The following is a 14,335-nucleotide window of genomic DNA, read 5'->3' as shown; positions in this document are numbered from 1 at the left end:
ACTCAGGGACACCGTCGGCTCGGTTTCCGAGGGCCGTTTCATGGCCCCAGCGGGGCTTCGGCGAGCCGTTGGGCAATCGGAACAACAATCAATTTGAGTGACATGGCGTCGCCTCTCTCATTCGTGCTTCTTGGGGCGATCCGGTGATAGGAATGAACGCCTAACCCAGTGATCGACTCGTAAGTAAAATCCTCGAATGCAACTCCGGGCCCATGCGTGAATGCAAGGGGGGAGGGGCCAGGGAAGGTTGCAGGGCAGGTGTTTTCGTCGGCTGGACTTGCCTGCAATGCGATGGTGGGTTCCTGCTCCACCGCCGCTACGAGCGCAAGGCCGACGACCACCGCGACCCGCGAGGGCAGCGGGGGTGCTGCTTCCAGTCGGCGAGCCAGGCTCGGATGTCGCGTTCGGGAACTCCTTGAACTCGGCTGCGCGGTGCCGCCGGTGGAGCAAGCCGATGGCTCTGCCCGTCACTGTTCGGCGAGGGCCCGCTCGGGGTGGGGGGCGGGGACTCATGGCACGTCGCCGTGCAATGGGTGCCGTCACGCGTGGTTCGCTCAGCCACGAGGCTTGATCGCTTACAGTGACCGTTCATAACCCTGTGAATTCAAGGCTGAGAGGCGCACTGTCCGGCGTAGAGACGACGCCCCGGCCCGACACGCTGACAGGAGTCATGATGCGGGAAGGTGTCGCCGACGAGGTGGACCGATTGACGCGGAGTGAGTACCTGCGCGCGTCACCTCCGGTCTTCCGCTCACCGATGGTGGACCGTTTCACGCGTGTCCATCCCGCTGTGCCGCTGGTGCTGTACGGGCCAGTCGTGGTGGCGCTGGGCACGGTAGGTGTGCACGCGGGTCCCTGGGCCGGCCTCGGGGCGGTGGCATCGGGCTACCTGATGTGGACCCTGATGGAATACTGGCTGCACCGCTTTGTCTTCCACTTCGTCCCTCCGGGACGCCTCGGCGCGCGCCTGCACTGGATGGTCCACGGCATCCACCACGACCACCCCAACGACGCCAAGCGGCTCGTCGCACCACCACTGCTCAGCCTTCCCGGAGCGGTAGGTGCGATCTGGGTGAGCTGCCAACTCGCCGGCCCCGCACGTGGATGCGCCGCCGCGGCCGGATTCATTGTGGGTTACCTCATCTACGACACGCTCCACTGGCACCTTCACCACAATCGCCCGACCACCGCCGTGGGCCGAGAGCTGCGACGGCGCCACCTTCTCCACCACTTCCATGACGACCGCAGCGGCTTCGGTGTCAGCTGCCCGTACTGGGACCACGTATTCGGCACCGCTCCCCAGCCCCGGATCCGCTCCGGACCGTAACGCTTGCGGACGATGGTCGGCCGGGGGCACGGGCCCCGACCGTGTCAGGCCTTCGGCGCCGGGAGGGGGTTGGGCAGTCGTTCTTCTCCGCGCGCGGAGGGAGTTTCGGCCGGGGCCTGCGGACCGGGTTTTCCCTTGCTGCCGGGCAGCCACCAGTTGGCGCCGCCCGCGAGACGCATGACCGCGGGGACGAGCAGCGCGCGCACAAGGGTGCCGTCGATGATGACCGCGAGGGCGAGTCCGACGCCGAGCAGCTTGAGCAGGGCGAGGGACGCGAGGGCCAGGCAGGCCATGACGGTGGCGAAGACGAGTGCGGCGGAGGTGAACAGACGTCCCGTCCGCTGGAGCCCGACGGCCACGGCCGTCGTCGTAGGGGTCCCATTACGGTGTTCCTCCACGATGCGGGAGAGCAGGAACACCTCGTAGTCCATGGACAGGCCGAAGGCGATACAGAACATGAGCGCCGGGACGATGATGTCGGTGACGCCCGTGGTGGTCATGTTTCCCAGCAGCCATGCGAGATGGCCCTGTTGGAAGACGGTGATGAGGACGCCGAAGGTGGCGGCGAGACTGAGGGTGTTCAGGAGGAGTGCCTTGATCGGGATGAGCAGACTCCGCGTGAAGACCAGGAGCAGGAGCAACGTCGCCACCGACATCAGGACAACGGCCAGTGGCAGGCGCTCCGTCAGCATGCACCGGGTGTCGGCGAGTCTGGCGCCGGGGCCGCCAATCAGGGCGTGAGCAGGTGCCGGGACCGCACGCAGTCTGTTCGTGAGCCGGTAGGCCTCTGGGGAGTACGGGGTCTCGATGCTGGTGGCGACCGAGAGCCAGGTACCGGGCGGGCCGGTATAGGCGGCGGCCTGCGGCATCATCAAGCCCCGCGGCGCGGTCCGGGCCCGCGCCTCACCGCGCCTGCCCGGCAAGGGAGTTCGGGGAGCCGGGGCCGCTGCGGTGATACGCCGGCCGTGTGCGTACGTGCCGGTGGCCGTGGTCACCTGTCGTACGCCGGGCTCCCGGGCGAGTCGACGCGCGTACCTGTCCAGAGCGGTCTGCGAGGGCTCGGCCCGGAAGCCCGGCAGCACCACGACGGCCGCGTTGACGGCCTCGCTGTCGAAGTGCGCCCGCAGTTCGCGGGAAGTCCCGGCCACCGGCGAATCGGTCGGCAGGATCCTGTCGTCGTACGCGCCGAAGCGGACTTGGGTGACCGGGGCGGCCAGCGCCAGCAGAACCAGGAGCGTTCCGGCGGTCACGGCCAGGGGGCGGCGGGTGACCCAGTGCGCCAGCCGGTACCACAGGCCTGTGGATGACTGGGGGTCGGCCGGCGCGCGGCGCAACCGGGCGAAGACGTCGCGGCTGTTGATCCGCTCGCCGAGGAGGAGGAAGAGGGCGGGCAGTACCACAAGCGCCCCGGTGGCGGCGGCCACGGCCACGGCGACGCCGCCGTAGGCGAAGGAGCGCAGAAGCGGGAGGGGGAAGAGCAGCAGCGCGCCGAGTGAGACGGCGACGATGGCGGCCGAGCAGGCCACGGCACGTCCTGCGGTGCGTCGTGTGCGGCGTACGGCCTGGCTGGTTTCTGCACCTTGGTCCAGTTCTTCGCGGAAGCGGCTGACCAGGAGGAGGCTGTAGTCGACGGCCAGTCCGAAGCCGAGGAGCGTGGTCACGTTGAGCGCGAACACCGAGACGGTCGCGTGCTCGGTGAGCACGCGCAGGAACGCCGTGGTCGTGGCCACGGCGAGGATACCGACGAGCACGGGCAGCAGCGCTGCGACGAGGCTTCCGAAAACCCACAACAGGAGCAGCAGGACGACGGGCGTCGCAATCAGTTCGGCCAGACGCAGCCCATCTGCGCCCAGCCGTTCGGTCTCGGCCCGCACGGCGGCCTCGCCGGAGGCGGAGATGCCGAGCGGTCCGAACCGGCCCGTGTGGCGCTTCATCGCGGCCGCGGCGGCCGATCGTACGTGCTGCTCGTCGCCGCGGAAGCGCACAAGGATCATCGCGCGGTGTCCTGTGACGTCCCGTAGTTGCGAGCGGGGGTCCGCCGTCGTCCAGCCGCTGGACGGTTGTTGCCGGCCGATCGGTTTCTGCCAGTAGCTCCGCACCCACGCCGTGTGGGGATCTGCTGCAAGACGCGCGGTCACGGATCGGCCGGCGGCCTGGGCCCCGGGGGCGTCCACCGAACCTGGGGTGGTGGCGAGGAGGACGAGGTCGGGGGACCCGGCGCGGAAGTGTTCAGTCAGCACGGTTTCGGCGCGGACGGAGTCCGCCGAAGCCGGCGTCCAGCCGCCCTGCGTGACGCGTTGCCCGACTCCCTGGGCGGCCAGGGCGGCCAGGCACCCCGTCAGGCAAGCGATGATCACCACCGCCCATGCCCGTCGGCGCCCTCGGGAGGGCCGTGGCGCGTCACCCGTTCCAGGGGCGGTGGAAGGCATCGTGGGGGGCGCGGACCCGGCTTCGGAGGGGGGCACTGATCGCTCCTTGTGTTGTTGAGCCTCGGCCGCTGCTCATGCGTATCCACGAACGAGCCCGAGGTTACACATTTCGCCAAATAAGGCACTCAACCGTGATATTCAGTGTGTCGGGCCGACCGCCCACAGCTCCACCGTCAGACAGGAGAGCCGGCCCCATGACGCACCCGACGCAAGCCTCCCGATCCCGTCCCGCGACAGTGCCCGCCCAGAACTCCGCGCCCCCGCCCGCCTCTGTCGAGGTGTGTGACGTCAGCACACGCGCCGATCGCTCCGCCTTCATCGACCTCCCGTACCGTATCCACCGCCATCTGCCGTTGTGGGTACCGCCCTTGCGCAGCGACCAGCGGCGTCTGATCAGCCGTCGGGACAATCCGTTCTTCGACACCGGAGACGCTCACCTCTTTCTCGCCCGTCGCGGTCGCGAGGTGGTCGGTCGCATCGCCGCCGTGGACAACCCGGCGTACGACGCGCATCACGGCGGCCGGCAGGGCTTCTTCGGTCTTTTCGACTGCATCGACGATGTCGAGGTGGCGCAGGCATTGTTCTCGGCGGCGGCGAAGTGGCTGCGCGAGCAAGGCCATTCACGCCTGTTGGGGCCCGTCAACTTCACGACCAACGAGGAGTGCGGGATCCTGGTCGAGGGTTTCGACCAGCCGCCCGCCGTGCTCATGCCGTACACACCGCCCTACTACACACGTCTGCTGGAGCAGTGCGGCCTCGCGCCGGCCATGGAGCTGCTGGCCTGGGAGATCGGCGTCGAGAACCTGGCGGACGCCCCCCGGGCGCAGCGGCTTGCCCGCTATGCCGCGCGTATCGAAGGAATGAGGATCCGGTCCCTCGACTTCCGCGACTTCGACGCCGAAACGACACGTCTGCGCACCCTCTACAACACGGCCTGGAAAGACAATTGGGGGTTCTGCCCCGCATCCGAGCGTGAGTTCGCGGCCACCGCACGGCTGATGAAGCGGGTGGCTCGTCCGGAACTCCTGTTGATCGCCGAGGTCCATGGCACGCCGGTCGGGTTCAGCCTGGTCCTGCCCGACATCGCCCCGGCCCTGCGCGCGGCGGGCGGACGTCTGCACACCTGGGGCCTGCCCATCGGGCTGATGAAGTACTGGCGGGCGGCACGGCGGGTCGGACGGACACGTGTGGTGGCCACGGGTGTCCTTCCCGAGTACCGCAGCCGGGGCCTGGACACCCTGCTCCACAGCGAACTGGCCAAGGCCTCCCGGAAACTCGGCTACAGCGCTGCTGAGGTGTCGTGGGTCCTGGCAAGCAACGGCCCCGCCAACCGCGCGGTGGCTTCGCTCGGAGGACGGGTCTCCAAGCGGTACGCCCTCTACGAGCGGAGCCTGTGACCAGCCTGCTGCCACTCGCCCACTCGCCCACGCTCCCAGGTCTCCCAGGTTTCCTAGGTCTCCCAGGGGGTCTCCCAGGACACCGGGCCGGCCCGGGCCGGTTGCCGGCCCTCGTCCGCAGATCAACTCGGGCAGTGCCGGGCGCACCTCGCGAGGACGACGGCCACGGGCACCTCGCCCCTGGCCACCGGCCACGCCTGGGCCAGCTCAGTGGCGGTCAGCTCCCGCAGCGCGCAGGGCGGCGCCCAGGCCGGTGTCCAGCGTGAACGACGGGGAGAAGGCGAGGTCTTCGAAGGCGCGGCGGTCCACGCAGGTCCAGGCCGTCTGACGGAGCTCTCGCACCTTGTCCGGGTTGAACACCGGCGGCGACCCGAGAGCGCGCGAGGCGAGCACGGCACCCCAGGCAACGGCCACGGCCAGGGGCACCGGAACCGAGACGGTACGGGGCGTGCGACAGCCGGAAGCGGCCGCTACGGCGGCACCGAGGTCCTGCATGCTGTACTCCACGCCGTCGCTGAGCTGATACACGCCGGCTGTAGTGCCGCGCCGCACAAGGGTTCCGTGCTCGGCAGCGGACACCAGGCCACGACACAGGTCCGCCACATGGATCAGGGAGTATCTGCGAGGCCCAGACCCCACCGTGGCGAGGAAACCGACGCGGACCATGGCGGCCAGCGCGGGCAGGAACGCCGGGTCGCCCGGCCCGTAGACGACGGGGGGCCGGACGATGACGCCGGGCACACGCTCCGACACCTCACGCAGCGCGTGCTCTCCGGCGAGCTTGCTGCGCCCATAGGCCGAGACCGGCGCGGGTACGTCATCAACATGCCGGGGACGGCCGGGAGTTGCCGGCCCGGCCGCGGCGAGCGACGAGCAGTACACGAGGCGTGGTGGCCGCGCCCGGCCGGCCAGGACCGCGCACAGACGCCGGGTGCCTTCGGCGTTGACCTCCGCATAGGTGCGCGCGGAGACGGCTGCCGTAATACCCGCGAGATGGATGACCCGTTCGGCTCCCTCCACGGCGCGCCGCAGCCCGTGACCGGTCACCACGTCACCTTGGACCTCCTCGACCGACCCGCACTGAGGACCCAGCCGGCCCGGCCGACGCACGAGGGCGGTGACCGTGTGCCCTTCACCGACGAGCAGGGGCAGCAGGTGGCGGCCGATGAATCCGGTGGCCCCAGTGACCAGGTACCTCATGGCACGACCGCCGGATCGCAACTGCTGCCGAATCGCCGCAGCGCCTCGGTCGCGTCCACCCTCATCCCGGGGTCGAAGGCAAGTCCCACGTAGCCGTGACAGCCGGCCGTCACCTCGGTGCCGTCCCCGTCGGCCGCCACCATGTCCCGGTGTGGCTGGAGGACGTGGTGGCACGGGTAAATCTCGGGCCACGCCCGGCTGTTCATGCCGGGCGCCGCCGCCTTGGGGTCGAAGACGTCAGCCATGCCTCCCCGTCTCTCCTGATGTGGTGTGGGACCGGCTCGGACGTCTGGCGCCCTCGCGAACCCGGGCCGGCAAAGCCTCGGTGAAAGGCCTGGTGGCGATACGGCCGCGGCCGTATCGGGATACGCATCGGCGCTTGCGTGCAGAGACGGTGCCCGTCGGTGACGGGGGTTCAGTCTCCAGGCGGGTTCTGGGCAAGGGCGGCACTCGTGGTGTGCATCCCTCCCCGGGCCAGATCGTCGAGACTCTGGGCGGTGGCTGAGACCGCAGCGGTGATGTGGGCGTCCGTGTGCCGGGCGGTGACGAAGAACCGCAGCCGCGACTGGTCCGCCTCGACCGCCGGAGGGACGAACGGGCACACGCTGATGCCCCGGTCGGCGAGCAGGGCAGCCAGGCGCAGCGCGGTCTCTGCGTCTCGCACGACAACCGGCACCACGCAGGAGCCGTCACTGCTGCGTCCTGTGTCGAGCCCGGCCCGGTGGGCCAGGTGTCGAAACAGTGCCGCCTGCCCGCGCGCGACGGCTGCCAACTGCGGGCGTTCGCGCAGCTGTCGCAGTGCGGCCCGGGCTGCTGCCGCAGCGCTGGGTGCGAGGCCGGTCGAATAGATGAAGCCCGGGGCCGTCTGCTTCACAAGGCCGATGAGACCGGCGGATCCTGCCACGAAACCGCCGCAGCTGGCCAGTGACTTGGAAAAGGTACCCATGCGCACATCGATGTCGGTGGAAGGCACCCCGAAGTGTTCGGCTGCCCCGGCCCCCGACGCTCCCAGAACACCGATGCTGTGGGCCTCATCCAGATACAGCAGGACGTCATACCGCTCTCGCAGTTCCACCAGGCCGGGCAGGTCGGCGAGATCACCGTCCATGCTGTACACACCTTCAGCGACCACGACCACCCGCCGGTACCTTCCCCTTTCGGCGGTCAGAAGACGGCTGAGGAAGGCGACATCGTTGTGGGGGAACACCCGGCAACGGGCACCGGAGAGCTCAGAACCCTGCACCAGACTGTTGTGCGCCAGGGCGTCACGAACGATCAGGTCACCCGGGCCGGCCAGATGGGACAGGACTGACACATTCGTGCCGTGACCCGATACGAACGCCAACGAAGCCTGCGCGCCGAGGAAATCCGCAAGGTCGTTTTCGAGTTCGCGGTGGATCACGCGCTCACCCGACACCGCCCGACTGGCTGCCACCGAGGTGCCGTAGCGGTCGATGGCCTGCTTGGCTGCGTGCAGCACGTACGGATCACCGGCCAGTCCCAGGTAGTCGGAGGCAGAGAAAGCCGCCATACGCGCGCCGTTGACCACGGTGGTCGCGTCCGGCACGCCCTCGTGCACAGCGAAGTACGGGCTGGGCACCTCAGCACGGTCCACCAGGTCGACGATCGCCTGTAGCCCGGGGCGGGACGGCCGGGCGTGCGCCGCACCTCCACTCTGTTCCGGCAGCGCCGGGCGCTCAGGCTCGCCGCGGCCGACCGGTCCATTCTGGGCAGCGTGTTCAGGTGTCAAGGCCATCGCGTCCAGAAGATCACCCACTGTCCGGACCTGGTGGAGGATCGTGTCCGGGAGCTGCACGCCCGATTGCTGCTCGATGATGACCAGCAATTCCATCGCCTGAAGTGAGCCCAGACCCAGTTCAGTGAGCTCGGCGGACGGGTCCAGCGCGGTGGGTTCACGGTAGCCGCGGACGGCGCGCACCGCCTGCTCCAGTACGCCGAGCAGAGTTTCACGGGACTGCATGATGTCCAATCAACTCGTCAGAACGGCAGAGAAAGTTGCTAGATAGTCCGTGCGCATCTGCTGTCGACGCGGCTTGCCGGAGGTGGTTCTCAGAACGGTTCCGGCCCGGCCGAGGACGACGTCTGCGACGAAAATGCCCTCCTGGCGGGACACCGCTTTCCTGATCTGCTCCGCCACGTCGTCGGCAGGCCCAGGGAGACATTCCACGACAACCACAACTTCCTCGGTGTCCGCACCGGGACGCGTGAAGGCCACCGCGCCGTTCGGCCGCACTCCCGGGACCGTCTCCGCCGCCCACTCCACACGTTGCGGATCGATGTTGTGACCGTTCACGACCAGTACGTCCTTGCAGCGGCCGACGATGTACAGCTCACCGCCCTCGGTGAGGTACCCACGGTCTCCTGTGCGCAGCCACCCGTCCGCACGGAAGGCATGCCGACTTCCTGCTTCGTCTCCTGCGTATCCAACGGCGGTCGAGGGCCCCTTGGCCCACACCTCGCCAACCGTACGAGGAGGACACGATGAGCCATGTTCGTCCCGGATGTGAAGGCTGTGGCCCGGCAAGGCCCGGCCGCAGGAGACGATTTCGAGCCCGTCGCATCCGGGGCCGACAGGGTGGGCCCGACCCCTGTGACGCAAGGCCCCGGTGTCGATGCGCTCGGTGTGCAGCCCCTTGCGCCCGAACGTCAGGGCCAGTGTGCTCTCGGCCAGGCCGTAGGCCGCACGCACAGCTGATGCTTGCAAACCGGACGGAGCGTACAGGTCGACGAAGGGCTGCACACTTTCGCGGCGGATCGGCTCTCCCCCGCACAGGAGGACCCGCACACGGGACAGGTCCAGACCGGCTGCCTGCTCCGGCTGTGAACGGCGGGCGGCCAGCGCATAGGCGAAGTTCGGGGCGCCTGTGATGGTGCCTCCAACCTCTGACATCGTGGCCATCCATGTGGACGGCGAGCGCAGAAAGGCAGTCGGCGTCGACAACGTCACCGGGATCGACACGACAAGGGGCGCCAGTACAAAACCCACCAGGCCCATGTCGTGGTGGAGCGGAAGCCAGCTCACCGCGTGATCACGACCGGGGGTGGCCTTCAACGCGTCCCGCATGATGCCGATGCTGTTGGCGAGCACGGCACGGCAGGGCGCGGCGATTGCGCGCGGGCGCCCCGTACTTCCGCTGCTCAGTTGCAGATACGCCACTCGCTCCGGCTCGTACGGGACCATGGTCACGGCGCCGGTAGCCTCGGCGGGCAGCTCGTCGTACGCGAGCAGGGGCAGGGGCACATCCGGTAGCAATCGCAAGACGCGCTCGGGGCCGACCAGCGCCTTGGCCTGCGCCAGATCTGCGGCGTCGATCACGAGCTGGGACCAGCGTGACCCACCGCCCCACAGCGGAGGCGGCACGGGCACGGGCACAACTCCGGCCCACAGCGCGCCCAGAAAGGCGGCGACGAACTGCTGCGGGGGCTCAGCCAGCAGGATGACCCGGTCGCCGGGGCCCATGCCTCGACGCACCAGGCCTTCCGCGTTCTTGCGCACCACCGTCAGCACCTGCGAACGCGACATATCTGCGTACGTGCCGGCACCGGTTGCATAACGGTGAGCCAGCGCAACATCACCCTCCCACCGAGCGATCCGTGTCATGAGCCAGTCGGCTGAATTCATCCGGAACCTCCGCTCTCCACTTCATGAGCTCTCCAGCAACCGCTCCACAAGCCAGGCTCCCTTGCCCAGTGGTGCCGCCGGCACGGCTCCGCGCGTCCCGATGCGGCGCAACAGGCGGGGTCGGGCGGGAAAGGGAATCTCACCGACCCCGTCCGTCAGAGGCCGCCGCCGCGACAGTCCGCAGGCGGACAGCGACGGGTTCCAGGGGCCGTGTCGACTCCGTGCACGATCATGGCGGCTCAACGACAACCCCAGCACCCGGTCACTGATGTAGCCCCAACTGGGTGTACTGAGACATCATTTCCCTTGGTGGGGACGCTCGTCGTGTCGGTATGACGAGCCTTGGTGAGCGTGTCGGGAACTGCTGCTGTAGTCGCCGTAGTCGCCGTAGTCGCCGTAGTCGCCGTAAGAACTGGGCGCCGAGAACCTGCACTGGTCCGCCTGGAACCCGATCCTGCGACCGCGCTGCCCGCCCGCAGACTCGGGCGTTCTCTCCGGACCACCCTGCTCAAGCCCAGCGACCATGGTGGGCCGTCGATCCTGCCGATGGTTTGAGGGGGCGTCATGGGGCGTCTGCCGCACAGCACGATGCGCCACATGCCCGACGGCACCGCCGTGCTCAGCCGGGACCAGATGCTGGCCTTCCTCATGGTCTGTGACGTGCCCGAACGTGAGCACGAGGACTGGCTGCACGCCTGTTCATCCGGGACGAGCGGAACCACCGGAACGAACGAGAGCCCCGGGTCAGGCCGGGGCCGTTCGCCGAGCAACGCAGGCGCGCAGCGTTGGCAGTTCGCTCGCTGCCGTCCTGCCAACAAGAACGGAAAGCGGCTGAGCTCGGTGTCACGACTACCGGGTGAGAGTGAGTGTGCCGACCTGCGGAGCCCATAGTGGGCGCGGCCGGCGGCAGGCAGCGCCCGCCGAAGGAACGGGCCGGCGAGGTGCTGACCGGGGGCCGACAGCGACTCCCGTCTGCTGAACTGGCTGTCCGAATTGCGTAAGCGGCGGAGGGTCCGGGCCCGGTGGCCGAGTCCGGCGGTAAGTCGGGGGGTAGTTCCGGGGAATGGCGAAGAAGACGAGGAAAACGAGGAAAACGAGGAAAACGAGGAAGGCAGGCCCTTCGGCAGGGGCGGCCCGGCTGACGCGGCAGCAGGTGCTGGAGGGTGTGCCCGGACCAGAGGGGGTGCGGATCGGGTTCGCCATGCCGGAGGAGGCTGGCACGGTGACCGCCTTGTTGTATGCAGCCGCCGACGATCTGGAGACCGGTCACCTCGAAGCGCTTGCCCGGGGGCGATGCGGGACCTGGCTGCTGGATGCCCTCGCGGGCGCTGACTTGGGCGAGCCGCTCGTACGGGCGACGGCTGCTGGTGAACTCCAGTATGCAGCAGGCGAGTTGTCCCTGCCGTTGGTTGCTCGGGACGGTGACGGGCAGGTGATGGGAGCGCTGCTGGGTGTCCCGTCCGGCACGGTCCTCTCCGGGTTGTCCCGGTTGCCGGTGTCCCGGGAACAGATCCTGATGTCGATGCTGACGTACGCGAAGATCAAGGCCGTCGCGGTGTCCGAGGACGCCCGCGGGCGCGGAATTGGAGCCGCGCTGCTCGCGCGATGCGTGCAGGTGTACGGGCAGCTGGATTACGCGCTGTTGTTCGGTGAGTTCGACACCGGGCGCGATCTGGGGCCGTACTACACACGGCAGGGCTTCCACGTGCTGCGGGCTGGGCAGGCCGTCGACGTCGGGACTCTGCTCACCGGCGTACCGCTGCATCTCGGGGCGGGACCGGGTCTGACGTTCTTCTACCGGTGGCGTGCACGCGGCAGATGACCGCCGGACCGGTTATCCACGAACGGGGTTGAGCAAGGCACCACACGGGGCTGCTGGGTGGCGCCCGATGACCTGCAGTATCAGAACAGGTCGCGGACGGGGTGGTGCGGGCCGCCGGCTCGGGCGCCGGCCTCCTCGACCAGCAGGGCGCCTGGAGGATGGTTGTCGTCTCTGCTCCAGCGGGGCAGGCCTGAACCGCCGACGGTGGGGAGGACGTACGGCTCGCGCGGGCAGCGCCCGTGTCGGTCGGTCTGCTCCAGGTAGGCGCCGCGGACGACAGCGGTGTGGAACCGACGAGGCAAGGTCCCGCTGTCCTTCTCCGAACTACCCATGCGACCGGCGTTGCGCTCCAGGCGCGTTACACGGCGACACGTAGAGGACTCGTCCAGCCCTGCTGCCTCGGACAGCTCCTGCACGCGGGTGCCGCGTTCAGGCCTGCGCCGTAGCTCGATGAGAACAAACCGGCGGGCAGAATCCCGAAGAAGCCAGGACTGTCACGCCCTGAGACGAAGACTCTCTATACAGCAGGGCTGCCCATGGCTGCCCAGTCGTCCCGGGCAGCCATGCGGCTGCTACTCACGCCCATGCCACCCTCCGCTTTCCGCTACAGGTCAAGACCCTTCTGTAAGGAACGCCAACACAGCCTCCAGGAACTGCGTCTGCCCTTCGACGTTCGCCATGTGCACCGTGGGCAGGACAGTGAACCGCGCCCCGGGTACGGTCGCGGCGAGCTCCTTGCCGTGGTCGGCCGACGTGACGGTGTCATGCTCTCCCGCGATGACCAAGGTCGGGTTCTGGATGAGTGTGGCCGTGCGGCGCAGGTCGTAGTCACGCACCGCAGCCCAGCTGCTGGCCACACCCTCGCGCCGCGTGGCGAGCAGAGTGCGGCGGAAACCCTCGACAACCTCGTTGTCGCCCCGCAGCATGTGGGGCGGGAACCAGTTGTTCAGGAACCTCTCCGCGGTGACCTGCATGTCGGGGGCCTCCAGCAGTTCGGCGATCGGCCGATCCCACTGATTCGCCGGGCCGAGGTACGCGGCGGTGTTGGAGAGCACCAGACGGTCGACACGCTCCGGAACATGGATCCCCAACCACTGCGCGACCATTCCCCCCAGAGACAGCCCCAACACGTGCACCCGCCGCAGGCCCAGGGCATCCAGCAGCTCCACCACGTCGCGCCCCAGCCGGTCCATGGAGTACGGGCCGCTCGGGACACCGGAGGCGCCGTGGCCGCGTGCGTCGTAGCGCAGCAGCCGGAAGTGCTCGGTCAGAGCCGGCACCTGACCATCCCACATGTGGAGGTCGGTGCCGATGGAGTTCGAAAGCAGCAGCACGGGCTTGTTCTCATCACCGTCGAACCGGTAGGCGATGCGGACACCGTCTCCGGTGGTGATGGCGGTGCGGGTGCGAGAAGTCATGTCAGCTCCAGTGATCTAGCGGCTATGCGCTCAGCCTAGGAACACTGTCTGCAGGTATCTATTACAAAGATCGAAACCACACTGTAGGTTCTCTGGATAATGTCGAACTTCACGCTCCACGAATTGCAGTGCTTCAACGCCGTTGTGCGCGGCGGCGGCTTCCAGGCCGCCGCCGATCTGTTGCACCGCTCGCACCCTTCTGTGTTCGCAGCGGTCGCCAAGCTGGAGCGCCAGCTGGGTCTGGACCTGCTGGATCGCTCGGGCTATCGGGTTCAGCTGACCGAGGCCGGGCACGCCTTCCACCGCAAGGTGCGCGTCCTGCTGCACGACGCCGAGGAACTGCAGGCCTACGCCGCGCAGTTGGCGATGGGTGAAGAGTCCGAGCTGCGCGTGGCGCTCGGGGACCTATGTCCGCTGCCACCAGTGCTGGAGATACTTGGCAGCTTCTTCGCGCAGCGCCCGCAGACACGGCTGCACCTGCTGTTCGAGACCGTCACCGGCCCCTGGGAGCGACTGCTGGAGGACGAAGCCGACCTCATCGTGCACCGCGTCCCCAAGAGCGACGTACGGATGGAGTGGATCGACCTCGGCCGCGTCGCCCTGGTGCCCGTCGTGGCGCCCGGCTTCCTGCCCTTCCCTCTGGACGCCGACATCACACCGCAGCGGATGCAGCCCCTGACTCAATGCGTGGTCCGGGACTCGTCGCGGCATCCGTCCGAACCAGGCCATTTCCTGGTCGAGGGCGCGCCCCAGACCTCCGTTCCGGACCACCTCATGAAGAAGGAGCTGATCTTGCACCGCATGGCGTGGGGACACGTGCCGCGGTTCATGATCGAGACTGAGCTGCGCAATGGAAGCCTGCTTTCCATTGCCGGACAGCACTTTCCCGGTGTGGTCGAGGAACTTTCGGCGGCGCGACGGCGCGACCGCCCGCACGGGCCAGTCGCCGACCAGCTGTGGGACTTCTTGGCCCGCCATGCACCGGTCCTGAAACCGACGCCAGGCCGCCGTGTACCCGGAGCGAAGAAGGCACCGGTACGCGACAGGTGACGTTGCTGGAGCTCGGGCCGACGCGCGCCATGAACCAAAGAACAGCAGG

The 14,335-nt window shown here is 68.5% G+C and carries 11 protein-coding genes; 4 read left to right on the top strand and 7 right to left on the bottom strand.

Annotated features, from left to right (window positions below):
* Positions 1 to 670: 670 nt before the first annotated feature.
* Entirely contained in the window at positions 671 to 1,327 is a 657-nt protein-coding gene (locus ACGFW5_RS24735; RefSeq protein WP_393836474.1) for a sterol desaturase family protein, read from the top strand.
* Between the two features lie 44 nt (positions 1,328 to 1,371).
* Here ACGFW5_RS24735 and ACGFW5_RS24730 read toward each other — a convergent pair whose 3' ends face one another.
* Positions 1,372 to 3,687 carry an MMPL family transporter gene (locus ACGFW5_RS24730; protein WP_393836473.1) on the bottom strand — a complete coding sequence of 772 codons (2,316 nt, stop codon included), beginning with the start codon at positions 3,685 to 3,687 and terminating at the stop codon, positions 1,372 to 1,374.
* 437 nt (positions 3,688 to 4,124) lie between these two features.
* On the opposite strand from ACGFW5_RS24730, the gene ACGFW5_RS24725 reads away from it, so the two are divergent.
* Positions 4,125 to 5,153, top strand: coding sequence for a GNAT family N-acetyltransferase (locus tag ACGFW5_RS24725; RefSeq protein WP_393836472.1), 1,029 nt, complete (start codon positions 4,125 to 4,127; stop codon positions 5,151 to 5,153).
* 207 nt (positions 5,154 to 5,360) lie between these two features.
* Here ACGFW5_RS24725 and ACGFW5_RS24720 read toward each other — a convergent pair whose 3' ends face one another.
* From ACGFW5_RS24720 to ACGFW5_RS24705, 4 genes are all read right to left on the bottom strand, one after another.
* Entirely contained in the window at positions 5,361 to 6,353 is a 993-nt protein-coding gene (locus ACGFW5_RS24720; RefSeq protein ID WP_393836471.1) for an NAD-dependent epimerase/dehydratase family protein, read from the bottom strand.
* Complete coding sequence (locus ACGFW5_RS24715) at positions 6,350 to 6,598, bottom strand: hypothetical protein (RefSeq protein ID WP_393836470.1); 249 nt, start codon at positions 6,596 to 6,598, stop codon at positions 6,350 to 6,352. The genes ACGFW5_RS24720 and ACGFW5_RS24715 overlap by 4 nt, the downstream gene beginning before the upstream one ends.
* Positions 6,599 to 6,768: 170 nt before the next feature.
* Positions 6,769 to 8,334: an aminotransferase class I/II-fold pyridoxal phosphate-dependent enzyme gene (locus tag ACGFW5_RS24710; protein WP_393836469.1), complete on the bottom strand. Its 1,566-nt coding sequence runs from the start codon at positions 8,332 to 8,334 to the stop codon at positions 6,769 to 6,771.
* A 9-nt stretch (positions 8,335 to 8,343) separates the two neighbouring features.
* Positions 8,344 to 9,996 (bottom strand): AMP-binding protein, encoded by a 1,653-nt coding sequence (locus ACGFW5_RS24705; protein WP_393836468.1) that lies wholly within the window; start codon positions 9,994 to 9,996, stop codon positions 8,344 to 8,346.
* 1,222 nt (positions 9,997 to 11,218) lie between these two features.
* Between ACGFW5_RS24705 and ACGFW5_RS24700 the strand changes: the two genes are divergently transcribed.
* Positions 11,219 to 11,818, top strand: coding sequence for a GNAT family N-acetyltransferase (locus ACGFW5_RS24700; protein ID WP_393836467.1), 600 nt, complete (start codon positions 11,219 to 11,221; stop codon positions 11,816 to 11,818).
* A gap of 80 nt (positions 11,819 to 11,898) precedes the next feature.
* Here ACGFW5_RS24700 and ACGFW5_RS24695 read toward each other — a convergent pair whose 3' ends face one another.
* Positions 11,899 to 12,150 (bottom strand): hypothetical protein, encoded by a 252-nt coding sequence (locus tag ACGFW5_RS24695; RefSeq protein ID WP_393836466.1) that lies wholly within the window; start codon positions 12,148 to 12,150, stop codon positions 11,899 to 11,901.
* A gap of 279 nt (positions 12,151 to 12,429) precedes the next feature.
* Positions 12,430 to 13,236, bottom strand: coding sequence for a 3-oxoadipate enol-lactonase (gene pcaD, locus ACGFW5_RS24690; RefSeq protein ID WP_393836465.1), 807 nt, complete (start codon positions 13,234 to 13,236; stop codon positions 12,430 to 12,432).
* Positions 13,237 to 13,335: 99 nt separating this feature from the next.
* On the opposite strand from pcaD, the gene ACGFW5_RS24685 reads away from it, so the two are divergent.
* The gene (locus ACGFW5_RS24685) at positions 13,336 to 14,286 is read left to right on the top strand and encodes a LysR family transcriptional regulator (protein ID WP_393836464.1); all 951 of its coding nucleotides are present in this window, start codon (positions 13,336 to 13,338) and stop codon (positions 14,284 to 14,286) included.
* Positions 14,287 to 14,335 lie beyond the last annotated feature (49 nt).

This window comes from Streptomyces sp. NPDC048416, assembly GCF_043200435.1.
Classification (GTDB): Bacteria; Actinomycetota; Actinomycetes; order Streptomycetales; family Streptomycetaceae; genus Streptomyces.
This window is presented reverse-complemented; position numbering and strand designations above follow the sequence as displayed.